At 55.7% G+C, this 25,626-nt stretch carries 20 protein-coding genes; 13 read left to right on the top strand and 7 right to left on the bottom strand.

Annotated features, from left to right (window positions below; translation table 11 throughout):
- The first annotated feature begins 96 nt into the window (after positions 1-96).
- Together PanJK_RS18640 and PanJK_RS18635 are read left to right on the top strand one after the other, a co-directional pair.
- Positions 97-1,536, top strand: coding sequence for an MFS transporter (locus PanJK_RS18640; RefSeq protein WP_265301907.1), 1,440 nt, complete (start codon positions 97-99; stop codon positions 1,534-1,536).
- A complete protein-coding gene (locus tag PanJK_RS18635) occupies positions 1,533-2,747 on the top strand; it encodes an acyl-CoA dehydrogenase family protein (protein WP_265301905.1) in 1,215 nt (404 codons plus the stop codon). The genes PanJK_RS18640 and PanJK_RS18635 overlap by 4 nt, the downstream gene beginning before the upstream one ends.
- Positions 2,748-2,822: 75 nt before the next feature.
- Here PanJK_RS18635 and PanJK_RS18630 read toward each other — a convergent pair whose 3' ends face one another.
- Complete coding sequence (locus PanJK_RS18630) at positions 2,823-3,770, bottom strand: sulfonate ABC transporter substrate-binding protein (protein ID WP_265301903.1); 948 nt, start codon at positions 3,768-3,770, stop codon at positions 2,823-2,825.
- A 253-nt stretch (positions 3,771-4,023) separates the two neighbouring features.
- On the opposite strand from PanJK_RS18630, the gene PanJK_RS18625 reads away from it, so the two are divergent.
- On the top strand, positions 4,024-6,081 hold the full coding sequence (locus tag PanJK_RS18625) for an FUSC family protein (protein WP_265301901.1): 2,058 nt from the start codon (positions 4,024-4,026) through the stop codon (positions 6,079-6,081).
- 15 nt (positions 6,082-6,096) lie between these two features.
- A complete protein-coding gene (locus tag PanJK_RS18620; RefSeq protein ID WP_265301899.1) occupies positions 6,097-6,786 on the top strand; it encodes an aspartate/glutamate racemase family protein in 690 nt (229 codons plus the stop codon).
- A 69-nt stretch (positions 6,787-6,855) separates the two neighbouring features.
- Here the strand turns inward: PanJK_RS18620 and PanJK_RS18615 are convergent, their stop codons facing one another.
- Positions 6,856-7,923 (bottom strand): LacI family DNA-binding transcriptional regulator, encoded by a 1,068-nt coding sequence (locus tag PanJK_RS18615; RefSeq protein WP_265301897.1) that lies wholly within the window; start codon positions 7,921-7,923, stop codon positions 6,856-6,858.
- A 99-nt stretch (positions 7,924-8,022) separates the two neighbouring features.
- Here PanJK_RS18615 and PanJK_RS18610 point away from each other — a divergent pair, with 99 nt between their 5' ends.
- Positions 8,023-8,790 carry an ElyC/SanA/YdcF family protein gene (locus PanJK_RS18610; protein WP_265301894.1) on the top strand — a complete coding sequence of 256 codons (768 nt, stop codon included), beginning with the start codon at positions 8,023-8,025 and terminating at the stop codon, positions 8,788-8,790.
- A 32-nt stretch (positions 8,791-8,822) separates the two neighbouring features.
- Here PanJK_RS18610 and PanJK_RS18605 read toward each other — a convergent pair whose 3' ends face one another.
- A complete protein-coding gene (locus tag PanJK_RS18605) occupies positions 8,823-9,734 on the bottom strand; it encodes a ketopantoate reductase family protein (RefSeq protein WP_256699035.1) in 912 nt (303 codons plus the stop codon).
- 215 nt (positions 9,735-9,949) lie between these two features.
- Between PanJK_RS18605 and fusA the strand changes: the two genes are divergently transcribed.
- Together fusA and PanJK_RS18595 are read left to right on the top strand one after the other, a co-directional pair.
- Positions 9,950-12,052: an elongation factor G gene (gene fusA / locus PanJK_RS18600; RefSeq protein WP_265301890.1), complete on the top strand. Its 2,103-nt coding sequence runs from the start codon at positions 9,950-9,952 to the stop codon at positions 12,050-12,052.
- Positions 12,053-12,213: 161 nt separating this feature from the next.
- Positions 12,214-12,807: a LuxR C-terminal-related transcriptional regulator gene (locus tag PanJK_RS18595; protein WP_265301888.1), complete on the top strand. Its 594-nt coding sequence runs from the start codon at positions 12,214-12,216 to the stop codon at positions 12,805-12,807.
- A 91-nt stretch (positions 12,808-12,898) separates the two neighbouring features.
- Here PanJK_RS18595 and PanJK_RS18590 read toward each other — a convergent pair whose 3' ends face one another.
- From PanJK_RS18590 to PanJK_RS18575, 4 genes are all read right to left on the bottom strand, one after another.
- Entirely contained in the window at positions 12,899-14,065 is a 1,167-nt protein-coding gene (locus PanJK_RS18590; protein ID WP_265301886.1) for a CfaE/CblD family pilus tip adhesin, read from the bottom strand.
- Between the two features lie 9 nt (positions 14,066-14,074).
- Positions 14,075-16,813 carry a TcfC E-set like domain-containing protein gene (locus PanJK_RS18585; protein WP_265301884.1) on the bottom strand — a complete coding sequence of 913 codons (2,739 nt, stop codon included), beginning with the start codon at positions 16,811-16,813 and terminating at the stop codon, positions 14,075-14,077.
- 77 nt (positions 16,814-16,890) lie between these two features.
- Positions 16,891-17,394 carry a CS1 type fimbrial major subunit gene (locus PanJK_RS18580; protein WP_101761189.1) on the bottom strand — a complete coding sequence of 168 codons (504 nt, stop codon included), beginning with the start codon at positions 17,392-17,394 and terminating at the stop codon, positions 16,891-16,893.
- A gap of 102 nt (positions 17,395-17,496) precedes the next feature.
- Positions 17,497-18,294, bottom strand: coding sequence for a fimbrial protein (locus PanJK_RS18575; RefSeq protein ID WP_265301881.1), 798 nt, complete (start codon positions 18,292-18,294; stop codon positions 17,497-17,499).
- Positions 18,295-18,885: 591 nt separating this feature from the next.
- Between PanJK_RS18575 and PanJK_RS18570 the strand changes: the two genes are divergently transcribed.
- The 6 genes from PanJK_RS18570 (at position 18,886) to PanJK_RS18545 (ending at position 25,620) form a co-directional block, all read left to right on the top strand.
- A complete protein-coding gene (locus PanJK_RS18570; RefSeq protein WP_265301879.1) occupies positions 18,886-19,656 on the top strand; it encodes a hypothetical protein in 771 nt (256 codons plus the stop codon).
- Positions 19,657-19,815: 159 nt separating this feature from the next.
- Positions 19,816-21,429 carry an ABC transporter substrate-binding protein gene (locus PanJK_RS18565; protein WP_265301877.1) on the top strand — a complete coding sequence of 538 codons (1,614 nt, stop codon included), beginning with the start codon at positions 19,816-19,818 and terminating at the stop codon, positions 21,427-21,429.
- A gap of 210 nt (positions 21,430-21,639) precedes the next feature.
- The gene (locus PanJK_RS18560) at positions 21,640-22,164 is read left to right on the top strand and encodes a GNAT family N-acetyltransferase (RefSeq protein WP_256699024.1); all 525 of its coding nucleotides are present in this window, start codon (positions 21,640-21,642) and stop codon (positions 22,162-22,164) included.
- A 29-nt stretch (positions 22,165-22,193) separates the two neighbouring features.
- Complete coding sequence (locus tag PanJK_RS18555) at positions 22,194-23,186, top strand: ABC transporter permease (protein ID WP_265301874.1); 993 nt, start codon at positions 22,194-22,196, stop codon at positions 23,184-23,186.
- The gene (locus tag PanJK_RS18550; protein ID WP_154190070.1) at positions 23,183-24,016 is read left to right on the top strand and encodes an ABC transporter permease; all 834 of its coding nucleotides are present in this window, start codon (positions 23,183-23,185) and stop codon (positions 24,014-24,016) included. Before PanJK_RS18555 ends, PanJK_RS18550 begins: the two co-directional genes overlap by 4 nt.
- The gene (locus PanJK_RS18545) at positions 24,013-25,620 is read left to right on the top strand and encodes a dipeptide ABC transporter ATP-binding protein (RefSeq protein ID WP_265301872.1); all 1,608 of its coding nucleotides are present in this window, start codon (positions 24,013-24,015) and stop codon (positions 25,618-25,620) included. The genes PanJK_RS18550 and PanJK_RS18545 overlap by 4 nt, the downstream gene beginning before the upstream one ends.
- Positions 25,621-25,626: the final 6 nt, after the last annotated feature.

Genomic DNA, 25,626 nt, shown 5'->3' with positions numbered 1-25,626 from the left:
TAATGTAAATTAATATCAAGAATTGTTGTTTTGGTACCGCTAAAAAAACGCTTATAACAACCTCACCTGCACTACAAAACAACAACGTGAGGCGTTATGAGTTCTCTTCCTTTAGAAAACACCATTCCGGTTTCTGAACCGGTACGTTCGGTCAGTGACGTGGCAAGACTGATCAACACTCGCACCAAAAATGACAACTACGCGCGTATGATTGTGTTCCTCGCGCTCGGCGGCGTGTTTCTCGACGCCTACGATCTCACCACGCTGTCGTACGGCATCGATGATGTGGTGCGCGAGTTTCAACTTTCGCCGCTGCTCACCGGCTTAGTCACATCCTCAATTATGGTTGGCACCATTGTTGGCAATCTGGTGGGCGGCTGGCTGACCGATAAATATGGCCGCTATTCAGTGTTTATGGCCGACATGCTGTTCTTCGTGGTTTCAGCGATTGCGGCGGGCTTGGCGCCGAATGTTTGGGTGCTGATTGGCGCGCGTTTCCTGATGGGCGTTGGCGTTGGGATCGATCTGCCGGTGGCGATGTCGTATCTGGCGGAGTTCTCCAAATTCGCCGGGAAAGGCAACAAAGCCGCGCGACTCGCAGCCTGGTGCCCGATGTGGTACGCCGCGTCAACGCTGTGCTTCCTGTTGATCTTCGCGCTCTACTTCCTGCTGCCAAAAGAGCATCTTGACTGGCTGTGGCGCGCGTCGCTGCTGTTCGGTGCGGTACCGGCGCTGCTGATCATCGCGGTGCGCAGCAAATTCATGAACGAATCGCCCCTGTGGGCGGCGAATCAGGGCGATCTGAAATCGGCGGTGCGCATCCTGCGTGATTCCTACGGTATCCACGCACACGAAGCGGAACACGAAGCGCCACCGGCTGCTGCGGCACCGAAAGTGAGTTTCCGCGTGCTGTTTGAGAAACCGTGGCGCGAACGCACCATCGTTGCGGGCGTGATGAACATCTGTATCTCGTTTGAATACACCGCCATTGCTTTCTTCCTGCCGTCGATTCTGGCGCAGTTCCTCGGCGCGGGTGTGTTTGAAACCATCTCGGCATCGCTGGGACTCAACGCGCTGTTCGCCTTCACCGGCGGTCTGCTCGGCATGCGTCTGGCATGGAAATATCCGTCGCGCCACGTCGCCATCGCTGGCTTTGCGCTGCAATTCTTTGCGCTGATCGCGCTGGCGTTGATTGGTCATCCAGAAGCCATCGCTGGAATTGTCTTTGCGGTATTGATGCTCGGTTTGTGGCTGTTTGCTGAAGGCTTCGGGCCGGGCGCGCAGCTGATGGTCTATCCGGCACTTTCTTATCCAACCCCGATTCGCGCCACTGGCGTGGGCTTCAGCCGCGCACTTTCCGGCATTGGCAGTGCGTTAGCGCTGTTCATCCTGCCGATTCTGCAGGCCGCGCTCGGCACCAACATGTTCTGGGTGGTTTCGCTAGCGGCGATCATCCCAATCTTCTTCCTGCTGGCGGTGCGCCACGAGCCCACGCTGCATGACATCGACGATCTTTCACATCAGGAGTCACCATGAGTTTACTGGCAACAGGTACCGATTATGCGGCGCTGGCAGCGCACTTCCGACCTATCTTTGCCCGCATCGCTGAAGGAACGGTGGCGCGTGAGCGCGAACGTATTTTGCCGCATCAGCCGATTTACTGGCTGAAAGAGGCGGGATTCGGCACGGTGCGCATTCCAAAAGAGAAGGGCGGTTGGGGCGCATCGCTGCCGCAGCTGTTCCAGCTGTTAACTGAACTGGCAGAAGCCGACTCGAATCTGCCTCAGGCGCTGCGCGCCCATTTTGCCTTTGTTGAAGACCGGCTGAACCAGCCGGACAGCGCGGAACGCGATCGCTGGTTTGGCCGTTTTATTGATGGCGAGCTGGTGGGCAGCGGCTGGACGGAAATTGGCGCGGTAAAACTCGGCGATGTCATCACGCGCATCACGCCTGCCGAAAACGGCTGGACGCTCAGCGGCGAGAAGTTTTACAGCACCGGCGCACTGTTCGCCGACTGGATTGACGTCTATGCGCGCCGCAACGATAACCAGGGCGATGTCATCGCTCTGGTGAACACCCACCAACCCGGCGTAACGCGTGAAGACGATTGGGACGGATTTGGCCAGCGCTTAACCGGCAGCGGCACCACGCGTTTTGACAGTGCACATGTTGAGCAGGAACACGTCTACGATTTCGCTACGCGATTCCGTTATCAAACCGCCTTCTACCAGCATGTGTTACTGGCAACGCTGGCGGGAATTGGTCGTGCGGTGGCGCGCGATGGTGCGCAAGCGGTGGCGGCGCGAAATCGGGTTTACAGCCACGGCAACGGCGGCGTTGTGCGTCAGGATGCGCAGATTCTGCAGGTGATCGGGGAAATCACCAGCCTGGCGTTTGCGGTAGAAGCCACGGTGATCCGCGCGACACATTCACTGCAATCAGCATACGTTGACCACTTGAGCAGCGATGAAGCGCAAGTTGCCGCAGCGAATGTGCTGGCCGAAGCCGAAGCGGGCCAGGCGCAGGTGATCGCCAGCGAACTGGTAACACGCGCTGCTACCGAACTGTTCTACGCGTTGGGCGCATCAGATACGCGCGTCAGCAAAGCGCTGGATCGTCACTGGCGTAACGCGCGAACTGTATCGTCACATAATCCGGTGGTGTACAAAGCGCGCGATATCGGCGATTGGAAAGTGAATGGCACCGCCCCGACGGGGATTTGGCAGATTGGCAGAGGCGAGGGCTGATAAAAACCGGTGCGCATGAATCGGCACCGGGCATGTAGGGTCGCCATTCATGGCGACCTTGTTGTTGGTAATGATTTACTTCTTATCCAGCGACCAGGTCGCGCTGCGCACATCCACTTTCACTGGCAACAGACCCACGCGCGTAAAGGTATCCGCTAGCGCTTGCTGCTCATCAAACACCTGCGGGGTCATGCGCGACGCGCCGTAAGGCAGACGTTTAATGGTGGTTTGCCAGATGGCTTTATCCAGGCCGGTAGATTTCGACAGAATCGCGGCCGCGTCATCCGGGTTCTTGTTGGCCCAATCACTGAGTTTGCTCAGCTCATCAACCACCTGCTTCGCGGTATCAGGATGTCCTTCAGCAAACGGACGGCTGGCGAGATAGAAGGTGTAATGTGGCACCAATCCTTCCGCGTTGCGGATTTCACGCGCACCGGCGTTGGCTTCCACTTCTGCCAGGTATGGATCCCAAATCACCCACGCATCAATTGCGCCTTTCTGGAATGCAGCGCGCGCATCGGCGGGCGGCAGATACACCGGCGTCACGTCTTTGTAGTTCAGCCCCGCATCTTCCAGCGCTTTCACCAGCAGATAGTTAACGTCAGAGCCTTTGTTCAGGCCGACGCGTTTGCCTTTCAAATCGGCCACGCTCTTAATTGCAGAGTCTTTCGGCACCACGATGGCTTCCGTTTTTGGATTAGCCGGGGAATGACCGAGATAGATCAAATCGGCTTTCGCGGCCTGCGCGAAGGCGGGCGGCGCATCGCCGGTAGCGGCCAAATCAATGCTGCCGACGTTTAAGCCTTCCAGCATCTGCGGGCCAGCCGGGAATTCGACCCAGCGGATAGCGATGCCTTTCTTTTTAAAGGTTTCGTCCAGCGTGCCGCGATATTTCAGCAGAGCAAATATATTGGCTTTCTGATAGCCGATGGTGACGATTTCTGGGTTAGCGGCAAAGGCGTGTGTGGAGAGCAGGCTAACGCTGAGAGCTAAAGCGCTCAGGACAGGAAATTTTGCTTTCATGATGATTCTCGTGTGGTTTTTTTGCCACCTTAGCAAAGCCGTTATATAACCAATAAATAATTAATTTTGATCGCTTATAACCGTTTTTTATGTGATCTGGATCATTCACTGTAATCAGTAAACGGGTTTGGATTTCCATAGATGCCCACATAATTAGCACGGTAATAATTTGTATAACAAATCAAAATGCCATTGCTAAATGCTTCTGTCAGGATAAGTCATTCCGCTGCCTGCATAAGGTTTTACCCGTTCTATGAAGTGGTTTTCACGAAGCGCAGTGCTGTTTTCTGCCAAAACCTGTCTTGCTGCCTTTCTGGCTTTTTACATTGCTCTGGAACTCAATCTCGACAAACCGGCCTGGTCACTGACTACAGTGTACGTTGCCTCGCAGCTCTATTCGGGATCGACGGTATCGAAATCGGTTTTTCGTTTCTTCGGTACTCTGCTGGGCGGTTTGTTTACGCTGCTGATCTATCCCGCCACGGTGCAGGATCCGCTGCTGTTCAGCCTGTGCATCTCGCTGTGGGTAGCGGTTTGCCTCTATCTTTCGCTGCACGACCGCACGCCGAAGAGCTACGTGTTTATGCTGGCGGGCTATAGCGCGGCGATCATGGGTTTTCCCGATGTGGTAGAGCCTTCGGCCATCACCTACACGGTGATTTCCCGCGTTGAGGAGATCACCGTGGCGATTGTTTGCAGCAGCCTGGTGCATCGCCTGCTGTGGCCGGTCTCGATGCGTAATCTGTTAGAGCAGAGCGTTAACCTGTGGTATCAAAATGCGTGCAAGTTGTGCAGCGAGCTGGTCACGGCGATGCCCGCTGAGAAGTCGGTCGAGCGCGAAGATATCCTGATTCAGATGGCCAACTATCCGCTTAACGTCGAAACGCTCATCACGCATTGTGTGTACGAAGGCGATGCCGCGCGGCGTCTGGTGCGCTTAGTCAGCGTGCAATATCAGCATCTCTCCTATTTCATCCCCACGCTGACGGCCATCGAATCACGCCTCAATCTACTGGCGCAGCAGCAAATCCGTTTTCCCGACTACATCGCTGAAGTCTTCCAGCAATTCTTGCTGTGGCTAAACGGGGAAGATCAGCTGCCGGTGCGCGACAAGCTCAGCCACGCGCAAGAGCAGCTGAAACGGGCGTGGCAACAGGGCAGGCTCAACAGCGAAGAGAGCATTCTGCTGATGGGATTGCTGGAACGCTTACTCAATTTTGTACGCATCGTCGATGCCTATCAAAGCGTTAGCGAGCGTGTGAGTGAGTGGACACCTGCGGTGAAAGCCGGAAAGATGGCGCGTGCGCATAAACACGTCGATAAAGGTTTGTTGCTGCTGTCGTCGTTTACCGCCTTTATCGCCACCTTCGTCACCTGCGTGTTTTGGATCGGCAGCGGCTGGGTGGATGGTGCCACCGCGCCGATGATGGCGGCGGTGCTGTGTTCCTTCTTCGCCGGCATGGATAGCCCGATTGCGCCGATGAAGCTGTTCCTGAAAGGGGTGCTGATCTCCGTGGTGATCAGCCTGCTGTATATCACCTTGCTGATTCCGCAGGCGGTGACCTTCGAAGCGCTGGTGATCTGCCTTGCGCCGGGCTTGCTGGCGCTGGGATTGGTTATCGCCAATCCGTCGACCAACCTGATTGGCCTGATTGTTGCCACGCAGATTCCTGGCTTGATTGGCATGAGCCACAACTTCAAGCCCGATTTACAGCTTATAGTGAATGCTATCCTTTCGACGCTGGTGGGCATTACCTTCGCGGTGGTAATTACGGCGCTGATCCGCAACAAGCGCCCGTCATGGACCGCCAAACGTGCGGTACGCAAAGGTATCCGCGAGCTGCTGCATTTTATCGCCACGGTGCGGCTCAACAGCGTCACGCTGACGGCGCGTCAGCAGTTTGTTTCGCGCACGCTGGATAAGGTCAACATCATCCTGCCGCGTAAACGTGTCGATCCGGTGCCAGAGTTGGTCTCTGGCGGCAATCTGATCGCCGAAGCCTGGCTGGGGGCAAACTGCTACGATTACTACACGCGTCATCGGGAGCTGCTGCTGGCGCATCACATTGAAAGTGCGGCGATGTTCCATGAGCTAAGCCAGTTTCTTAAGCGCCGGTTGAAGTCGCTGCAAACCACGCCGCAGCCGGAATTGCTGGCGGAACTGAACACGCTGTTGCTACGGTTGGAAGCGGCGGCGCTGCGGGAGAACACGCTGTTTGCGCCGATGTTCCACCTGTTCAATATTCGTTTATCGCTGTTTCCTGCGGCGCGCTGGCCGGAAAACCATTACAGTGCTGAACAGCATGTTTAAAACGGAGTTAAGCAGATGAAAATGATTGGTTTGATTGGCGGGATGAGCTGGGAATCCACCGCGCTCTATTACCGTATTATCAATGAGCAGGTGAAGCAGCAGCTGGGCGGATTGCACTCCGCGCGCAGCCTGATGTACAGCGTCGATTTCCATGAAATTGAAAAACTGCAGGCCGCAGGCGAGTGGCAACAAGCGGGTGAGATTCTGGCAGAAGCGGCTGTTAGCCTGGAAAAAGGCGGCGCAGATTTCATCGTGCTCTGTACCAACACCATGCACAAAGTCGCGCAGCAGATCACCGATGCGGTGAGCATTCCGCTGCTGCATATCGCCGATGCCACCGCACAGCGCATTCGTCAGGCGGGCGTGAAAAAAGTCGGTTTGCTGGCGACAGCGTTCACCATGGAGCAGGAATTCTACAAAGGTCGGCTTAATCAGTCGGAAATTGAGGTGCTGGTGCCCGATGCAGCAGGCCGCAAAGTGGTGCATGACATCATTTATCAGGAACTCTGTCTTGGCGTGATCCGTGATGAGTCGCGCGCGCAATACCGCAAGATTATTGCCGAGCTGGTGGAGCAGGGCGCAGAGGCGATCATTCTTGGTTGCACCGAAATCACCTTACTGGTGAAAGCTGAGGACGCCAGCGTTCCGCTGTTCGATACCACCTTGATCCACGCCGAAGACGCCGTAAAACTCGCGCTCCCGTAGGGTCGCCATTTATGGCGACCGATTGACAAGCATTACGAAATTCATGGCGACTGAGCGCACCTCACCTCTTTATGAGGTGCGCTTCAACTTGCGTGCCAGAACCTGCAACTGCTGCGCAATCTCCGCCACATCCACTTCATCCTGCAGCGGTGCTGCCGTGGTTTCCCGCAACACTAACTCGGTTTCCAGCGTCTTCTCTGTCACATCGCCGCCTTCCAGCTGAGCCAGCAAGCGATCAACGCTCACCACGCCCAACTGCTGCAGATCCTGACGCACGGTAGTTAACGGCGGCTGATACCACGCGCTTTCCGCTGTATCGTCATAACCAATCAGCGAAATCTCCGCTGGGATCCTCACGCCATGCTGATGCAGCGCGCGCATCGCGCCGAGCGCCATCTGATCGTTAGCCACCAGCAGCGCCTGCGGCAGACGGTCAGGTAACTGCGCCAGCAGCGCCTGATAGCCCGATGCCGCGCTCCAGTCACCGCTCAGCACGCAGAATGGCGTGAGTTGATGCGCGACCAGCGCTTGCTGCCACGCAGCGAAACGCGCGCGCGCCGATGCAGAACTTGCCGGGCCATTTAACACGCCAATCTGACGATGGCCGAGCGCCACCAGATGATCAACCGCCTGCTGCGCACCGGATTCGCTTTGATACTGGCATTGCGCCACTTCAGCGCTGCGCTCCACGTCGAGAAACAGCACCGGTTTGTTGTCGCACTGTTGTTGAATCTGCGCGGCCTGCGCGGCATCCAGCGGCAGGTTGATCAGCAGCGCATCGACGCGCTGCGCCAGCAGTTCATTCACGGTGTCCTGCGGCGCGCTGTCGGGATTCGCCATGGCGATCACCAGATGATAACCCTGCGCTGCCGCACGTTGCTGAATCGCCGAAGCGATCTGGGCGGGCGCCATTAAGGCTAAATCACTGGTGGCGAGTCCCAGCGTGCGGGTGTTTTTCCCTGCTAACTGTTGCGCCACACGATTCGGCACATAGTTGAGCTGCTGCATTGCGGCTTCTACTTTGGCGCGGGTGCGCGGCGAAACCTGCTCGGAATGGTTGAGGACGCGGGAAACGGTTTGATAAGAAACCCCAGCCAGATGAGCAACATCGTCGAGGGTTACGGAGCGCGCAGTCATGAATCTCTCCTGAAGATTAAGCTGCGAGTGTAGCAAATTTTTCCCTGCCGACACGCACTTAAGCCGCTACACTGCCAAAGGTAAAAAGAGGAGAACCGGATGCAACTCAATAACCATCAGATTCAGGATATCAATACCTTGGCGGCCTGGCTGGCGCTGGATCAGATGCCACAAGATGGCACGCTCGACATCGATTTAGCCATTCTCGCTGGTCACGCGGTGTTGCCGAACGTGGAAGCGGTGATTGCCGTGGCGAAAAAGTATCAGCTACCGTTATTGATCAGCGGCGGCACCGGTCACTCAACCTCGCTGCTGGTGGAGATGCTTGCCGCACATCCGCTGTATCGCCAAATTGACAGCAAAGGCAAAAGCGAAGCCGAGTTGCTGGGCGATGTCGCCCGCGTATTTGCCGCGCTGCCGGACGATTTACTGCTGCTGGAAACCGCCTCATGCAACTGCGGGGAAAACGCCGCCTTCAGCCAAAAGCTGCTGGATGAGCACCGCTGGCAGCCGCAGCGCGTGCTGCTGGTGCAGGATCCGCTGATGCAGCGTCGCACCTGGGAAACCTTCCGCTATCAATGGCGCGATCGTGCGGATGCACCGGAATTTATCAGCTGGCCGGTATTTGTGCCGCAGGTGATGATGGACGCGGGCATGCTGCGCATCATCGGTGCGCCGCCGCAGGGATTGTGGTCGATGGAGCGTTTTCTGTCGCTGCTGATGGGTGAAATCCAGCGCTTGCGTGACGATGAAAATGGCTACGGCCCGCGCGGCAAAGGTTTCCTCGGCCACGTCGAGGTGCCAGAAGCGGTGGAAGCTGGCTGGCAACGCCTGAAGCAGTTGCCAGGCGTGCAGTCACGGTTATGAGATTTTGGTCGCCATCCCTGGCGACCCGTTTTTTATCGACCCTGCACATACACCTGCAAATTGACATACACCGCGTTCAGCAACGGCGTCACCACGCCGCTGCGTGCGCCGCGCACCAGCAGATCGCCAATCACCTGATCGGCCTCAATCTCAAAGCCCTGAGTTAAATCGCGATACATTGACGAGGTCATCGCTGCTTGGGGATTGTTTAGCGTCTCATAAATTTTCGCCGTCACCGCCGGGCGCTGCTGATAACCTTCCGCGCTCAGCACCGCCAACACTTCACCAAAAACAGTTTGCAGCAGCGCTTCGCCGCCTTGTGACGTCAGCACCTGTTGCGTATTACCGCGCGCGAGACAACACACCGCACCCAAGGTGCTGAGCAGCAACCATTTTTCCCACAGCTCGCTGATGATGTTATCGGCAAACACCGTATCAAACTGCGCCGCACGCAGCGCTTCATCCACGCGCTGCAAACGCGCATCGTTGTGACCGTCCAGCGCGCCGTAATAGAGTATATGCAGCGGCGTCATCTGCAGCACTTCGCCGTTTTCACCCAGCGTGGCGTTGATTTTGCACAAGCCGCCAATCACCTTGTCGCCAAAGCGCGCGCGCAGCGTATCGATATGTCGCATGCCGTTGAGGATCGGCATGATCAGCGTGTCCGGACCGACAGCGGGCGCGATGTCGGTCATCGCCTGATCCAGCGCAAAGCTTTTCACCGTCAAAATAATCAGGTCAAAATGCCCCGAAAGCGAGCCGGCCTGCGCCAGCTGCGGCTGAATCACTTCGCTGCCGGTGGGCGTTTTCAGCACCAGACCGGTTTGCTGCAACTGCTGAAAGCGGCGCTCGCGCACCAGAAAAGTCACATCACGTCCTGCTTGCGCCAGACGCGCACCGAAATAGCCGCCGGTGGCGCCGGCGCCGACTACCAGAATACGCATGGTCAATTTTCCCGTTGAGAGTGAAAGCCTTACCTTAAAGTGACCGGCGACGGCTTTCCAGCCCGTAAATGCTGAATCAGAGACAAGATTTTAACGATGTTTAAAAAAGGCTCAAACTGTTCGTATTTACTCGTACAATAGGTTTAGGCTGTTGCGCAGCGGCGGGCAATGGTGCGCGCCGCATAAATAACTAGTCGAATGACTAAGGACGCATCATGCCCCGAACCCTCCCCATCGAACGTTATCGCAACATCGGCATCTCCGCGCACATCGATGCCGGTAAAACCACCACCACTGAGCGCATCCTGTTTTACACCGGAATGAGCCACAAGTTAGGTGAAGTGCACGATGGCGCGGCAACCACCGACTGGATGGCGCAGGAGCAGGAGCGTGGTATCACCATTACCTCGGCAGCGGTGAGTTGCTTCTGGCCGGGCATGGACGGCAGCTTCACGCCGCACCGCATCAATATCATTGATACGCCCGGACACGTCGATTTCACCATAGAAGTTGAACGTTCAATGCGCGTGCTTGATGGCGCGGTGATGGTGTATGACGCCGTCGGCGGCGTGCAGCCCCAGTCTGAAACCGTGTGGCGCCAGGCTAACAAATATCATGTGCCGCGCATCGCCTTCGTCAACAAAATGGATCGTCAGGGCGCGGACTTCTTCCGCGTGGTGCAGATGATGAAAGACCGTCTGCACGCCAATCCGGTGCCGATCGTCATTCCTATTGGTGCGGAAGAGCACTTCAGCGGCGTGGTCGATCTCAACAAAATGCGCGCCATTTACTGGGACGACGCCAGCCAGGGCATGAGCTTCAGCTATGCGCCAATTCCTGCTGAGCTACAGGCACTTGCCGCCGAGTGGCGTGAGAACATGGTGGCAGCAGCGGCCGAAGCCAGCGAAGCGCTGATGGATCGCTATCTGGAGCAGGGCGATCTCAGTGAAGACGAGGTGATTGCCGGATTGCGTCAGCGCACGTTGCTCGGTGAAATCCAGCCGATGCTGTGCGGCAGCGCGTTCAAAAACAAAGGCGTGCAGCGCATGCTCGACGCGGTGATTGAACTGATGCCTTCGCCGCTCGACGTACCGGCGGTGAGCGGCGTCAATGAGCAGGGCGAACACGACGAACGTCATGCGGATGACAGCGAGCCGTTCTCGGCGCTGGCGTTCAAACTGATGAGCGATCCCTACGTCGGACAGCTGACTTTCGTGCGCGTCTACTCCGGCGTGCTGCGCAAAGGTGACAGCGTGTGGAACGCGGTGAAAGGGCGCAAAGAGCGCATCGGTCGCATCGTTCAGATGCAGGCCAATGACCGTATCGAAATCGATGAGATTCGTGCCGGCGATATCGCCGCCTGCGTGGGGTTGAAAGAGGTCACCACCGGCGAAACGCTTTGTGATCCTAATGCGGTGATCACGCTGGAGCGCATGGAGTTTCCCGATCCGGTGATTTCGCTGTCGATTGAGCCGAAAACCAAGAGCGATCAGGAGAAAATGGGCCTGGCGCTGCAGCGGCTGGCGGCCGAAGATCCGTCATTCCGTCTGCACACCGATGAGGAATCGGGCCAGACGATTATTTCCGGCATGGGCGAACTGCATCTGGAGATTATCGTGGATCGCATGAAGCGCGAGTTTGGCGTGGAAGCCAACATCGGTCGGCCGCAGGTTACCTATCGCGAAACTATCCGCAAAACGGTGCGCGAAGTGGAAGGCAAGTTTGTGCGCCAGTCGGGCGGTAAAGGTCAGTACGGTCATGTGGTGCTGACGCTGGAACCGCAGCAGGCGGGTGGCGGATTTGCCTTTGAAGACGCCACCAAAGGCGGCGTGGTACCGCGCGAGTTCATTCCTTCGGTGGAGAAGGGGATTCGTGAAGCGCTGAACAGCGGCGTGCTGGCCGGTTATCCGGTGGTGGATATCAAAGCCACGCTGACGTTTGGTTCGTACCACGATGTTGATTCATCGGAAATGGCATTCCGTATGGCGGCGATCTTTGGCTTTAAAGCCGCCGCGAAACGGGCCGATCCGGTGATCCTCGAACCGCTGATGCAGGTGGAAGTGGAAACGCCGGAAGAGTATGCCGGTGGCGTGATGGGCGATTTGTCGGCGCGGCGCGGTACGCTGCAAGGCATGGATGAACGCTTTGGTGCGCGCATTATTTGCGCCGAAGTGCCGCTGTCCGAGATGTTTGGCTACGCCACCGCGCTGCGATCGATGTCGCAAGGCCGCGCCACCTACAGCATGGAGTTTGCACATTACGCGGAAGCTCCACGCAACGTGGCTGAAAGCATCATCGCCGCGCGCGCCCAGGCTTAGAGTGAAATCAGACCGGGCACAGAGGTAACACTTTGTGCCCGGCCTACTTATAAATCGACCGGTCGATAGCGTGAATTATTTAGCACCAAAAATGGACAGTTAATTTCCGCCAGGAAGCCGATAGTATTCGCAGAATCAGGGATATTTATCGGAAATTAATCATGGATGTCATTTATCTGGATCAGTCTTGCTATCACCAGCAGGGCTTAATTGCGCTGCTGGAACATTCAAGTATCACTTGCTGTAATACGCTTCGAGAAATGAAGACGCTGATGCGTGACAGGGAAAAAACCGCCACTCTTTCACCAATCATTATTTTTGATCTGCCAGAAAACTTCCGCACGGCGCTGGCTCAGATAGATTATCTGACCAGACTGAAAATCACCTTGAACGCGACGCTGATTTTCTTTTCGGATTCAGTGAAAAACAAGATTAACTACAGCAGTCATGCCATCGCAGCCGATTGTTTTATCGATAAAAAATCTTTAACCGGTACCATTAGTACTAAGTTGGCAATGATGCTGTGCCAGCTCAAAAGCGACCAGCTGTTGGCTGCTCCCGCAGTCAACAATCATTTAACCAGAAAGGAGTTTAATTTCCTGCGATGTTTATTCACTTACGAATCGATTGAAGGCGTGGCGAAGATAACCGGTATAAATAAAAAAACACTCTACAGCCATCAGAATAAGATCGTTAAAAAACTTAATTTGAAAAACAGCCTGCATCTCTATCAGCGTTTCACCAATAATTTTTAAATCACCCCGTAGGGTCGCCATTCATGGCGACCTTATTCCCATGAATGCCCATCCTGCAAAACATCGGAAAATGTCATCATCGCCCGCGCCATTATTGCGTCGTCGGGGTATAAATAATCCTCAGCGTGCCCTGATAACGGCCCGCTGTTTTTGACGACAGGATGAAGGCTGGCGTAATAAGCTGCATCGGCGCGGGAACGCACAGCACCGAATTACTCTGGCCCGGCAACACCACCCGTCGCAACACACCTCTGTTGGTGCCACTCCAGATAATCTCACTGCCGTTCTCAACCACCTGACGCGCTTTGGTCAGCGGGTTGATTACTTCAATCGCATAATCGAGGCGATTTTGCGCCAGAGTTTTATCCGCGCCTGTGCGATATAGCGAAAACAACCCCGTTCCCCGGCCGGGCGCGGCTGCACCTTCGTCCTGAAACAACAGGCTCACCCGGTTGCTGTCAGAATTATTGCCGTCATACAGGCACATATCCAGCGAACGACTGCCGCTGACTGTGGTGGTGGCGCGCGCGCCGGGGAAGGTTTTTAAACCAAGGTCAACGCTGGCGGCCGCATTGCCAAACTCCGGCAGATAGATTTGCTGATTACCGTAGTCGGTCACCTTGAAGGTCATGGTGGCGATCCAGTCACCCATTTTCGTCACATTGGTACACCCCACATTCACGTTCTGCGAATTTCCGGTGCAGGATGTGACTGGCCACTGCATCAGCGACATTTTCAACGTCGCGCTCCAGGTGCCCGCCGACGGGAATTTACTCAGCTCGGAGGAGGGAAGATAGGCCGAATAATCGGTGCCATCGCCACGCGGCGTGACGGCACCGCCAAAGGCATTCATCGGCACCAGATTGGTTGCCACCACCACATTATTCAGCGATCGCCTTTTGGTGAGATAGACATTCAGTACCAACGTCTGTTTGGTGCTGCTTTCGGTGAACAACAGCGGCACGGGATAGGGTGACGGAGACGCTTCCAACCAGACAGGTAATGTCAGGCAGGCACCATATTGATTGCTGGTGCGCGACTGGCAAACCAGCGTGTTGCGGCCCCATTTTGGCGCGTCATTGGTATCGTAACCGCCATTTTCATTGGTCCAGATCGGCAATTGTGCCGGCACTGACATACGGTCAAATGTTACGGCAACGCTGGTATTGCGCCCAGAAGGCGTCAGCATGGCGGCCTGCACCTGCATGGCCGCCAACATCCCGAATAGCGTCAGCGCGCTAAGCAATTTACTTTTCATCCAAACTTCCTATTGTTGTTGCGACGCAGAAGGCGCAGCACGTGCCAGCGGAACCTCATCCGCCTGGCGGGTGACAATCAGCATTTTTGCTCGTTGCTGCACATCCTGCGGCACTGAAGCCAGCTCGATGGGTTTGCAGTCGCTGTCGCCGACATAGCGCACCACGTCATGGATGCTTTTCACCTTAATTTCACAGCGGTACATCTGCATGCCGCGCACCATGTAAAGATTTTTTATGCGGTGATCGGTCTCAGCGCTGAATCCGCCCTGACCTAACCCGGACCAGCTGGCGACATTCAGAGGCGTGGCACCTTCCAGTGGACGCTGTGGATTGATCATCAGCCTGCCGAGCCAGGTGTAGCGCGAAACAATGTTCACCTTGCTGACCAGCATGCGACCCGGCGCGATGAACAGCGTGCGTCGTCCGGCACCTTGAGTAATTTCGCTGCGCATCCCGTCTTTGGATTCGATAGAATCATTGATGCTGATCGCGCTCTGGGTGTAAGCCGGAACGCTGAAAAGTGTGCGGCCGGTGCCATGCAGGCTGGCGCTGCCTGCGCCATCAACCGAGACATCTACCCGGGTATCGCGACTGTCATCGCTGCTCGCCACATGCAGACCGACAGCCGCACCGGGCAGGCCGTTGCCCCATTTGCCCCAATACAGACCGGAACGCGCCACTGCCAAAGAGGAGTTATAGCTGCCGCTGCTGCTAAAGCGTTGAGTGGATGAACCGGACGATGCCGAGCTGACCGCCAGGCTGCCGCTGCCGTATTCGCCCGCAGTTTTGCCGTAAACGGAAGCATTCAGAGTATTTTCCTGATTACCGTTGAGGTTCACGCCGATCTCCTGCTGATTCTGAGCATCGAAATACCAGTTTTGCGCCACGTTATAGCCAACCTGATCCTTGTTGTGGCGATCGGTTTGGTAGGTCATGCCGAGCGAACTGTAGCTCGAACGTGAATCGATGGTTGGCGTGCTGACGCGCGAGAGTGAGACGGAGAGGAAGCCACCGTTGTCGCGCTGAGTTCCGCTGCTGCTGGTGCGGGTAAAGAGGTTGGCGCTGGTATTAATATTGAGTCCGTTGACGCTGAAGCCGCGCCCCAGGCCAGCCTGCCAGGTGGTAGTCTGCGTTTTACTGTAGATGTTGCGGCGCGCCCACTGCGGCACGACGCCGTTATCATCCCACTGCACCGGAAGCACATTGCGGCCCTCGTTCTTGCTGGCACTGTAACCGGCATTCAGATACCAGCTTTTCACCGGCACGCTGAACATTAGGCTGCTGCTCTGGTAGCACCCGCTAAAACCGTATTGCCCACCGTTGTTGCTGTAGCAATCCTGCGCATACAGGGCGCTGCGGTAGAAACTGAGGGAGAATCCGTCGTTATAAGCGACCTGCTGGATATTGCCGCGCGAACCTTCGCTGCCTTTCAGGTAGCTAAAGCGGGTGGTGAGGATGCCGTCGAGCAGCGGATTATCAAATCCGTGGCTCCAGTCGAGTGCGCTTTCAATAAAGCGGTTGCGGTTGGTCACGGCGACACCGCCGGTCAGCGCAGCGTCTTGCATCACAGGCACTTTGATGCCTGCCTGCATCACACGGCGATCGGCACCCGATTGCGACGCAGCGCCGTTGCCCTGCATCTCGCGATCGGGAATGGAGCCGCCTTGCACAAACCATTCAATGTTCTGGCTGGTGGCATTACCGGTGCGGCTAAAAGGAACCTGTTGGGTACGCGACAACTGATTATCTTCATAGATACGTAGCGTCACGCTGTAGCTACCATTGGGAAAGGCGCTGGTATCAAGATTTTGTGTGCCGGCATTCAGGTAAAAGGTGCCAAGCAGTTGCTGCCCGCGATAAGCATCAATACGCGACGGGCGCGTAATAAAGACAGTGACCGGCGTGCCTTGCGCCGCCTGTGCGCGGTTCATCCAGGCGAGCGTCGAACCGACGCGCGCACCTTCGATGGTGCTGAGCGGCAGTTGGCTTAAGGTAATGTTGCCGCCGGCGTTGCTGAAGATATCGCGCGAATCTATGCGTCCGGCCTGCACATAATAGCGTTTGCCGAGATCGCGGCGCAGAAACACGTTGTTAAAACGCACTTCCTGATGACTTTGCTGCCGGTATTTTTGCGCCAGATAGTCCCAGTCGATACCGGCATAGCTGTTTTCAGTCAATCCGAGCGCGCCCGCCCCCTGCAGCGATAACGTCTGGTCATCGCGGTTGGTGACGAAGTTAATATTCTGCTGATGAATAAACGCCGCTTCCGTTTCGGCAGTTTGCTGGTAAAAGGGCGATGCGTTGTCAGCCGCAAGCGGCACAAATTCCGGGCCGAGAAACAGCGCCACTTTGGCATTATTTTCGTCATAGATCAGCGCGAGGGAATCGGTCTCCAGATAGTCACAGCCCGCTGCGCCGCCGTTGCTGCTGCATGCCTTATTACCGTTGCGTGCCAAAGGTTCACCGATGAGATGGTCTAAGCGCTTTTCCTGCTGCGGATCCTTTTGATAATGCTGCATTATCGCCCGCGCAACCTGATGCGGTTTCAAGAACCTGACGCTATCCAGCGAAACTGAAGCTTCAAACAAGCCGAGCGATTGCCCATAAACAGAAAGGTTGACCCACAGCGTCTGGCCGGTGACCAGCGATTCAAAACCAGGCGGAACCTGCGTGGCAGCACGAGGAGCGAGAGAAGGGATCAGGGTAATGAAAGAGGCTATTAAAGCGACGTGAATATTGACCTTCATTACAGCATCCTGCTGAAAAAGAATAATAAGGGGGCCGAGCGGCCCCCCGAAATAATTGATCAGTCAATGCCGACAAATTAGCTCTGCGTGGTGGCCTGCGTAATTAACAGGCTCACAACGCCGGAATAGGTGCCGGTTGCCAGCACGCCCGGCGTGGTCTGCGAGATTTTCAGTGGCAATACTGACGAACCATTGGCGGTGCCCGCCGGGAACAGCGAGGCGTAAGTCAGGGCCGTGTTCGTGGTGGTGATCGGTTTTAAATCCGCACCCAGCGTGACGGTCAAAGGTACCGCTGTACCGGTAACGGTATTGTTAAGCTGAGCGGCACTCACCAGCGCAACGTTGATATTGGCAGTTTGCGAATTCGACCAGATTTTGGTGTCCAGAGAATAGGTAGATAAACCACGGCCCGGAATATATTGCATATTAATGGTGCCGGGTAATGCGGTTCCGTCCGCCTGCGTCATATCCACCGTCGAATCAACATTCGCATTCACCGTAATATCTTTCTGCACCGCCTGTGCATTAAATACAGCCGTTAACGCAGCAGCGATGACTAGTGGTTTGATTAATTTTTGCATTTGTAGCTCCGTGAAAATCCTTGTACTGGCCGTAAATGACCGTCTCATGGGTAATGAACTGCTTTATAACAAACAGGTTGTTATTCCTTTAATACGTGTTGATCAGTGTCCGATAACGTAATCGGCGATATTCCGCGTATTGAGATCAACATGTTTTATTCTGACTTCCTGAGCAGCGGCTAATTCTGCCGAACTCCAGGCTTTAAAACGCAATGTCTCATCCGGATAAACCGTGGTGTGTTCTTTTTTCCACTGACAGCTGCTGCTGCTATGTTGTTTTGAGCAAACCGCGACCTCACGAATCACTACGCGAACCGTGCCAGCGTTTTTGACTTCGCCTGATGCTGATTGCGTGAGCGATAATCTGGCATTACGCGGCGGAATATGTACCAGCACGCCCCAGACTAAATTGATGCCGACCTGGTTGCTGATGTTATTATTCTGCGGCGATTTATCTTTCAATTCATCCGGGGCAGCCACGGCCTCGAAGTAAACGCGCCAGGCGGTCTCTTTTTCCGGCGGTTGTAATGAAATCAGCCGAATAATGCGTTGTGAACCGGAAGCCAGCGCGAATTTATCCGGGGTGGCGATAAGCGATGGCGAAACGGCATCTTCAACCCATATTTCTTTTTCAAACGGTGTAGCAGGGCGCTCAATTCGCTTGATGCTGACGCGAATAAACTGCGCTTCACCGCTTTGCGATAATGTCTGCACCTGTGCCGCACCCTGATTATTTAGGGTGACTTCCATCGGATAGACACTCATATTCGCCCATGCCGCTGGCATGGAAATAAAACCCATTATAATCAGTTGGTAAGCGAGTTTTTTCACCAGAGTGTTATGGCTTAAAATAGCCATTGAAAGGCCGTGACGCAGTGTCTTATGCGGTGAGTCGTCCATGATAAATCCTTATAAATTCCATCAAAAATCTGTCGGATATTCCCTGTATGAATCGGATTAGCTATAAACCAGTCACACTTAACCAGGTGGAATAACCGTGCGTTAAGAAAGTTCTCATAGGGGCTTTGTTAAGTCACTGTCCATTTTTGTGGTTAATTTTTTTAAGCCGTGCTACAAAGGGAATACCTGAGGAAATATCGCGACCTAACTTAATGAAATAATTGTAAAAACAAAGATCAATTTTCAGGCTTAGAAATGGGCATGTCAGCTCAGAATAAATCAAGCTTTACATAAAATAGTCCATTGATGGTAAGATCGTGCCCAGAAGGGCAAAAAGACCCATGTTAATCTTAAAATATTAACCTCAGAAATAATACCTCCATAAAGCATTATCAACCGCCTCTCAACAGGATTTAAATAAATCCAGGAGCATGAGGGTGATTTTTAAAAAAATTTTATAATTGATAACCAGGCACACCACACAGCAATATGAAAAGCAAACAGCAGCTCACAGCATTAATTCAGCAACGCGCAGCCGAGATTAAGTCAAATGACAACATCTCATTAGTTATGCAGAAGCATTACAAACTGTTGTTCAGACTGTATCTGACTAAGCCGCTCTATTTTAAAGTCATTTTCAAAGCTAATCGCTTTATTATTGGCTCGGCCATCATGGCGTACGCCTTCACCTCAGCAAACCCAACGCTGCGTGATGTTAAAGACTTTTGTAAAAAAACCGGCCTGATTAGCGACAACACTATTGACTCCTTCCTGCTGTTTATTCGGGTAGGCGGGCGTATGGAAGTTAAAAAGGACGCGCAGGATAAACGCAAGTTAACCTACACGGTGACCCGCAAAGCGCTGGATGAAACGCGGGCTTTAATTAATACCATGATGATTCCTTACGGTATGTTGTACGACGATTTCGATGTTTCGGCTTGCCTGAAAATGGAAAACTTTCATGCGGAATACTTCAAAAATTACGCTGAAATCACCCTCAAGCATGTTTACTTGTTCGATATGGTGCCAGAGAGTAAAGCCTTCATTTTCAGGGATGCCGGGCATATGCTGCTGATGGATCTTTACATCGAAAGTTTGCAACAAAAAACCACCGTTATTGAGTACAACTACCTGAAAGCGTCACTGAAATGTGGGGTATCGCGTTCGCACATCAAACGCTGCCTGCAGGACGCCGAAGCGGCGGGGTTGCTGACGCTGGATAAAGCCAGCAATACACTCATTTTGCATCTCTCCTTTATGCAAATGGCGCTGGATTATTTTGCGGTCTATATGGCCATGGTTGAGTACGGGTTACGCGGGTTATCCGGCGTGCCTCCGCTACCGGCAAGCCTGTCACGATAATCTGTTTTTTCGCTTATTCGTGAATTGCCAAATTCAACAAATCGATTGCCACTAATGTCGTTTTACATTTATTTGTCCGGGTTTTAATAATTCAGCGGGAATTAATACAGGCCAGATTAAGGTCATACATAATATTTACCTGCAATCACCAAGGACAATATGAAATTAACCTCAATAGCTTTGGCATTAGGTTTTAGCCTGCTGGGAAACGCGTTTAATGCTGTAGCCGCCGATCAACCGGTTAGCGGTGGCAGCTTAACGGTGGGTGTTGAAACCGAACCGACCACTTTTAACCCGCAGCTAAATGGTCAGGACAAAGCGGAAATCACGCTGCGTAACTTTTGGGAATCGCTGCTGGCGCGCCGTCCGGACGGCAGCTTTGTGCCGTGGCTGGCGCAGAGTTATGAAGCCAGCCAGGATGGCAAAGTGATTCGCTTTAATCTGCGTCAGGACGTCACCTTCTCCAACGGCGAGAAATTCGATGCCAACGCGGTAGCTGATAACTTCCGTCAAACTCAGGTCGCGCAATATTGCGCCGGCACCAGTTTGTGCCTGATGGGTTCGCACATCGAGAAGATTGAAACGCCGGACGATCACACCGTGGTGATCACCCTGAAAGAGGTTTACTCACCGTTCCTGTCCTTCGCTGCGGGCTTGCAGATTCTGGCACCGGCCAGCTGGAAATCACCGCAGCTGAAATCGGGCGGCAAAGATCTGGCGGGCACCGGGCCGTTTATTCTCGAAAGCTATGAGAAAGGCCAGCAGGTGACCTACGTTAAAAACCAGAAATACAACTGGGCACCGGCAACCGCGAAGCATCAGGGACCGGCATATCTCGATCGCGTGACCTATCGCTTCCTGCCGGAATCGTCGGTACGCACCGGCGCGCTGCTGTCTGGTCAGGTTGATGCCATTGAAGGCATTTCCGGTAACGATGCCGGTGAGTTCAAAGACAATCTCGACTTTACGTATCAGCATGCGCTGAATACCGGTACGCCATATTCGCTGTTCCTCAACGTGGAATATGGCCCGACGCAGGATGTGAAAGTGCGCCAGGCGTTACTGCAAGGACTGGATATCGATCCGCTGCTGAAGTCGGTGTATCGCGGCGAGCGTACCCGCGCGTGGGGCATCACTTCGCCCATCGATCCGCTTTACAACAAAGAGCTGGAGGGCAAATACGGCAACAATCCTGATGCGGCCAACAAGCTGCTGGATGAAGCCGGCTGGAAAACCCGTGATGGCGAAGGTTTCCGCACTAAAGAGGGCCAGCGTCTGCGCATTGAGTTGATTCAGGCGCAGGCGACGGTGCGCGATCAGCGCGATGTGCTGCTGCAGGCAATTCAGGCGCAGGCGCGTCAGCGTCTTGGCGTCGATCTCAAGCTGAACTACGTTGATTCTGGTACTTATGCCGATGTGCGTAAAAGCGGCAAGTTTGGCACCATCGCCAACTCCAACACGCCAACCGATGGCGTGGATATCGAAAACCACTATCGTCCGATCGCTCAGGGCGGCGCAATTAACTACAGCCGCGTCAACGATGAGAAGATCAATGGCTTGCTGGATAAAGCCGCCAGCACGCTGGATCTCAAGCAGCGCCGCGATTTCTACAGCCAACTGCAGCAGATCGCGCTACCGCAGCTGGCGCTGGCAGTGCCGCTGTATGAACCGGAAGATCAGTTAGCCACCGCCAGCTACGTGCATGGCTACGGCTTCCGCAGCTATAAGCAGATGCCAGAAAGCGTTTACGATGTGTGGGTAACTAAACAGTAGGGGCGCCATTTATGGCGACCTGTCTTTCACATTTGCACCCAACGGTCGCCATTATGGCGACCCTACGCGCTGGTTATTTCCGTGGGCATTATTGCCTCGCAATAAAATACCATTTCCCATATTCAACAAATCGATTGCCGTTATTCTCGGTTTACTTTAATCCGCCGGATTTTAATACTTCCGGCAGGATTGAATAAGGAAACGGTCACCATGAGTCAGCTAATTGAAGTTGCCAGACCCGACGATGCGGAAGAAATATTTGCGTTATTACAGCGTGCCTACGCCGCGCTGGTGGCGCTGGATGTGCATTTCACCATTTCACAGGGCAACGTCGAGCAGGTTCGTCGCGTCATCGAGCAGGAAACCGTGCTGGTGCTGCGCAAATGGAAACGCGCGGTAGCGACCGTCACGGTGCGTTTTCCGTGGCAGCAGGATGAAAATGCACCTTCATCGCTCCCGTTTATCCACTGGTTTGCTGTCGATCCTGATTACAAAGGGCAGGGTTTTGGCCGCGACATCATCACCTACGCTGAAGAAACTCTGCTGAAAGAGACGTTGAAAGCGCCGGGCGTCTATCTCGCCACCGCCATCAAGCATCCATGGCTGAGCGAGCTCTATCTGCGCCGCGGTTATCAACCGTTTCATCACCGGACCAATCCATTAGGCGAAGCGCTGGTGTTTCTGAAAAAGGAATTCAATCCGCCAGCCGATCAACCCATCGCCAAAATCGCCTGATTAGCACATAAAAAAGTGTGGAGAGATAGATGAGTCTGGAAAGCATTGTCACCCGCACGCCACGCGCGCGTCGGCCATCGGTGTGGCGCAGCGACCTGACGCGCCGCATCGTCAGCCGTCTGCTGGGCGGCGTACTGGTGCTGTGGGCGGCGGTATCGCTGGCCTTTCTCGGCATGCATCTGGCGCCGGGCGATATCGTCAGCCTGCTGATCGGTGAGCAGCTGCGCACACCCGCGATTGAGGCAGCGATCCGCGCTGAATGGGGCCTGAACGAACCGCTTTGGTGGCAATATCTGCACTATATGTGGCGCGTGCTGCACGGTGATTTTGGCCGTTCTTATATGCTCAACACCGAAGTCAGCCATCTGCTGGCCACGCAGCTGTGGCCCACCATCAAACTGACGCTGGCGGCGCTGCTGGTCAGCATCATCTTTGCGCTGGTGATTGCCGTCGGCACCGCGCATCGTCGCATTGGTCGCCGCGTGGCTAACAGCGTGGAACTGCTGCTGGCGTCCACGCCCTCTTTCTGGATGGGCATCGTGCTGCTGTTTATTTTCAGCTTCACGCTGCGCTGGTTCCCGGTGGCGGGCGATCGTTCGCTGTCGTCGCTGGTGCTACCGGCGCTGGCGCTCGGTCTGGCGCAGGGCGCGGTGATCGCGCAACTGCTGCGCCGTGAACTGGAGCGCGCGCTGGATGCGCCATTCACCCTGACGTTGCGCGCGTGGGGCGTGGGGGAAACCACTATTCGTCTGCGCCACGCGTTGCGTCATGCGGCGTTGCCAGCGGTGACTTTGACCGGTTGGCTGGTGGGCGGATTGCTGAGTGGCGCGGTGATCACCGAACAGGTATTTGGTCGTCCCGGCCTCGGCAAACTCACCGTCGATGCGGTGTTGGCGCAGGATCTGCCGGTGGTGCTGGCGGTGGCGATTCTCTCGGCGCTGATCTACGTGGTGATGAGCACCCTGGTTGACATCCTGTCGCTGTGGATTGATCCGCGTCTGCGCGGGGAGAGCAAATCATGATTGCCGCGCTGCAACGTCTTCCTGTTGCGCTGCCTGCTGCGGTGTGGGCGGCGATTCTGTTTCTCATTGTATTGGCTATCGCGGTGATCGCCCCGCAGTGGCTGGCGCACAGCGATCCGCTGCTGGCCGATCCGGTTAACGCGCAGCTTCCGCCGTCGGCGCAGCACTGGCTGGGCACCGATCAGCTGGGACGCGATCTGCTGACGCGCGTGATCTACGGCAGCCGCTATTCGCTTTTGATCAGCGTGGCGGCGATGGCGCTGGCGGTGGTGTTTGGCACCTTGCTGGGATTGGTGGCGGCGCTAGCGCGTGGCGTAGTGGATGAGCTGCTGAGCCGCGCGGTAGATGTGATTTCCGCCTTTCCCGATCTGCTGCTGGCGCTAATGCTGATCGCCTTTACCGGGCCCGGCACTAACAACCTGATTATCGCGCTCGGCGTCGCGTCGGTGCCGCGTTTTGCCCGCGTGGTGCGGGCACAAACTTACAGCGTGATGACCTCCGGCTACGTTGAGCAGGCGCGCACCTTTGGCCTGTCGCGTTTCACGCTGATTACGCGCCACATCCTTCCGCACGCCATTGCGCAGGTGCCGGCGCTGGCCACGCTGGGGCTCGGCACCGCGATTATCGGCACCGCCGGATTGAGTTTCCTCGGCATGGGGCCGCAGCCGCCGACCGCCGAATGGGGCCTGATGCTGGCGGAAGGACGCAACTATCTGCGTAACGCGTGGTGGATTGCCGTGTGGCCGGGCGTGTTTATTACGCTGACGGTGATTGCGGTGAATACGCTCGGTCGTTACTGGCAGGCACGTTTTGAAGGACGATCCGCATGAGCCAGCCATTTATTGATATCCAGAATCTCTCAATCCGTTTCGGGCCGCAGCAGGTGGTGAAAAACCTCAACCTGCAAGTCGCGGCGGGCGAATCGGTGGCGCTGGTCGGGGAATCCGGTTCCGGCAAAACCCTGACCGCGCGCAGCCTGCTTGGTCTGCTGCCGGAAGGCGCGGTGTTAACCGCAGACCGTTTCACCATCGATGGACGCGATATGCGCCACGCCAGCCGCAGCGACTGGCACGCGCTGCGCGGTCGCCGCATTGGCTATGTGTTGCAGGACGCGCTGGTGTCGCTCGATCCGCTGCGCCGCATTGGTCAGCAGCTGAGTGATGCGCTAAGCGCCGCCGGTCATCGCGGCCATTTGCAGGATAAAAGCATCGAACTGCTGAAGGCGGCGGGCATTCACGATGCCGAAAGCCGCCTCGAACGTTATCCGCATCAACTTTCGGGCGGCCAGCGTCAGCGTGCGTTGATTGCTACCGCGCTGGCCGGCACGCCAACTTTATTGATTGCCGATGAACCGACTACCGCGCTGGACATGACGGTGCAGCGCCAGATCCTGCAACTGCTGGCGCAGCGCCGCCGCGACGGCCACGGTCTGCTGCTGATCAGTCACGATTTGGCGGTGGTAGCGGAACTGGCGGATCGCGTGCTGGTGATGCGCGATGGCGAAGTGGTGGAGCAGGGCAATAGCGGCCCGCTGCTCAATCGTCCGCAGCACGCCTGGACGCAGCGCCTGCTGCGCGCGGTGCCAACGCCCGCCACACGCGGTTTGCGCCTCAGCGCCGCAGAACCGACGCCGCTGCCGCCGCGTCCGACACGCAGCAGCGCGCCGCTGCTGGAAGGGATCGGTCTGCATAAAGCTTACGGCGATCGTCTGGTGCTCAACGACATCAACTTTAGGCTGCACGCCGGGGAAACGCTTGGCGTGGTTGGCGAATCCGGCTCCGGTAAAACCTCGCTGGTGAAAGTGGTGATGGGCTTAACCGAACCGGACAGCGGCACGCTGCTACTGGAAGGCGAGCGCTGGGATCGTCTGCCGGAGAAAGCGCGTCGCGCCCGGCGTGCGCGGCTACAGCTGATCGCGCAGGACCCGTTCAGCTCATTTGATCCGCGCTACACGGTGGAAAAAATTATCGGCGAAAGCCTCGATAGCGCCGGAATTTACGGCGATGCACGGCGTCAGCGCGTGCGCCAGCTGCTCGATGAAGTGCAGCTTGGTGACCGCTTCCTGCAGCGTTATCCGCAACAGCTTTCCGGCGGTCAGCGCCAGCGCGTGGCGATTGCGCGCGCTTTTGCACCGAATCCGGCGCTGCTGGTGGCCGATGAACCGGTCAGCGCGCTCGATGTTTCGGTACAGGCGCAGGTGCTGGATCTGCTGGCCGATATGCAGGCTGAACACGGCACCGCACTGCTGTTTATCTCTCACGATCTTGGCGTGATACAGCATCTGGCGGATCGCGTGCTGGTGATGCAGAACGGGCAAGTGGTGGAGAGCGGAGCGCTGCAGCAGGTGTTCGCCGCGCCGCAGCATCCGTGGACGCAAAAGCTGTTACAGGCGCTGCCGGTCATTCCCGACTGGCAGCCCGCAAACGCATATTAAGGAGAG

It is taken from the genome of Pantoea sp. JK (genome assembly GCF_026130245.1).
Lineage (GTDB): Bacteria > Pseudomonadota > Gammaproteobacteria > Enterobacterales > Enterobacteriaceae > Pantoea > Pantoea trifolii.
The sequence above is the reverse complement of the archived record's forward strand: the minus strand, read 5'-3'. Positions and strand labels throughout refer to the sequence as shown.

Coding starts and splice junctions, on each gene's coding strand:
- PanJK_RS18595 (WP_265301888.1), top strand. CDS start 12,214: ATGGATGTCATTTATCTGGATCAGTCTTGCTATCACCAGCAGGGCTTA.
- PanJK_RS18605 (WP_256699035.1), bottom strand. CDS start 9,734: ATGCGTATTCTGGTAGTCGGCGCCGGCGCCACCGGCGGCTATTTCGGT.
- PanJK_RS18545 (WP_265301872.1), top strand. CDS start 24,013: ATGAGCCAGCCATTTATTGATATCCAGAATCTCTCAATCCGTTTCGGG.
- PanJK_RS18550 (WP_154190070.1), top strand. CDS start 23,183: ATGATTGCCGCGCTGCAACGTCTTCCTGTTGCGCTGCCTGCTGCGGTG.
- PanJK_RS18565 (WP_265301877.1), top strand. CDS start 19,816: ATGAAATTAACCTCAATAGCTTTGGCATTAGGTTTTAGCCTGCTGGGA.
- PanJK_RS18630 (WP_265301903.1), bottom strand. CDS start 3,770: ATGAAAGCAAAATTTCCTGTCCTGAGCGCTTTAGCTCTCAGCGTTAGC.
- PanJK_RS18615 (WP_265301897.1), bottom strand. CDS start 7,923: ATGACTGCGCGCTCCGTAACCCTCGACGATGTTGCTCATCTGGCTGGG.
- PanJK_RS18575 (WP_265301881.1), bottom strand. CDS start 18,294: ATGGACGACTCACCGCATAAGACACTGCGTCACGGCCTTTCAATGGCT.
- PanJK_RS18555 (WP_265301874.1), top strand. CDS start 22,194: ATGAGTCTGGAAAGCATTGTCACCCGCACGCCACGCGCGCGTCGGCCA.
- PanJK_RS18560 (WP_256699024.1), top strand. CDS start 21,640: ATGAGTCAGCTAATTGAAGTTGCCAGACCCGACGATGCGGAAGAAATA.
- PanJK_RS18585 (WP_265301884.1), bottom strand. CDS start 16,813: ATGAAGGTCAATATTCACGTCGCTTTAATAGCCTCTTTCATTACCCTG.
- PanJK_RS18580 (WP_101761189.1), bottom strand. CDS start 17,394: ATGCAAAAATTAATCAAACCACTAGTCATCGCTGCTGCGTTAACGGCT.
- PanJK_RS18590 (WP_265301886.1), bottom strand. CDS start 14,065: ATGAAAAGTAAATTGCTTAGCGCGCTGACGCTATTCGGGATGTTGGCG.
- PanJK_RS18625 (WP_265301901.1), top strand. CDS start 4,024: ATGAAGTGGTTTTCACGAAGCGCAGTGCTGTTTTCTGCCAAAACCTGT.
- PanJK_RS18620 (WP_265301899.1), top strand. CDS start 6,097: ATGAAAATGATTGGTTTGATTGGCGGGATGAGCTGGGAATCCACCGCG.
- PanJK_RS18640 (WP_265301907.1), top strand. CDS start 97: ATGAGTTCTCTTCCTTTAGAAAACACCATTCCGGTTTCTGAACCGGTA.
- fusA (WP_265301890.1), top strand. CDS start 9,950: ATGCCCCGAACCCTCCCCATCGAACGTTATCGCAACATCGGCATCTCC.
- PanJK_RS18635 (WP_265301905.1), top strand. CDS start 1,533: ATGAGTTTACTGGCAACAGGTACCGATTATGCGGCGCTGGCAGCGCAC.
- PanJK_RS18610 (WP_265301894.1), top strand. CDS start 8,023: ATGCAACTCAATAACCATCAGATTCAGGATATCAATACCTTGGCGGCC.